General features: G+C 65.1%; 1 protein-coding gene. It reads right to left on the bottom strand.

The window, feature by feature from the left end; translation table 11 throughout:
• On the bottom strand, nucleotides 1-960 hold a 960-nt coding region (locus G3446_RS26945; RefSeq protein ID WP_164456717.1), incomplete at both ends, for an IS4 family transposase.

A 960-nucleotide genomic window follows, 5' to 3' on the forward strand; every position in this document is an offset into this window, starting at 1 on the left:
GACCCATTGATCCAGCTGTCCGATGGCGTCGACCAGCTCGGCGACGCTCGCGCGGCAATTCTCCAACGTCAGCAGCAGCCGGGCCAGGAACAGCCGCGAATAGGCGCGGCGCTTGCGGCTACCGGGTCGCAGGCGCTCATGCAGACCGCGGTGCTCAGCGGTCGTGCCGATCAGCCACAGCAGGATCGCCGCCATTGATGCGATCAGCACCAGTACCGTGAAGCGCCCGGCGCCGCGCGAGGCGCTGCATTCCAGCCCCTCGCCGAAGTGCTGACTTTTCATATCTCTGAAGCTCGGCTCAATTTGCATTCTCTGACGATAGACCTTGACCAGACGCTTCGCCGGCCAGTCGGCGAGGCGTGTGGAGGCCACTAGCAGCCACGGCTCACGGGCATTGCGGGCGGCCTGCTGACTTTTCTTCGAGCGCGAGCGCTTACCCGAGGCGGTCTTCGCCCGGCGTCCGAGCTTGGGCTTGCGTACCAGCACGAAGGCGGCGCGCAGCGGATTGCTACGCACCCACTCACCGATGCCGAGCGCCGTCGGCGTGGTGGTGGCCTCCTTAAAGATGTTCTTGCAGCTGCGCCAGCGGTGCTTGAGCTTGATGTAGTCGCGCCCGCGCACCCGCCCGACCCAGCGCCAACCCAGACGCTCGACCTCGCGGTAGAACGGCACCTTGAAGCCGGAGTCCGCGACGATGATCGGCTGCGCCGTCGCCGGCAGCAGCGCCTTGATCTGCCGCAGGAACCGATGCTGCACTTGGCGGTTGCCCAAATTCCGTTGGGTGTGAACCTCTTCGTACAATGTCAGGCTGCGCCCACCCACCGGCACCGAAGCGCGCAGCAGATGCAGCGACTGGTCCTCCTTCAGATCGCTCCAATCGATGACGATCGGCGGCTCGGCCACGCCCGAGAGAAGCATCCGCGCCAATGCCTTATAGATGTGCTTAGCATCGTGCTGCAG

Origin of the sequence: Thiorhodococcus minor (assembly GCF_010820565.1) — a bacterium.
In the GTDB taxonomy this organism is placed as follows: Bacteria; Pseudomonadota; Gammaproteobacteria; order Chromatiales; family Chromatiaceae; genus Thiorhodococcus; species Thiorhodococcus minor.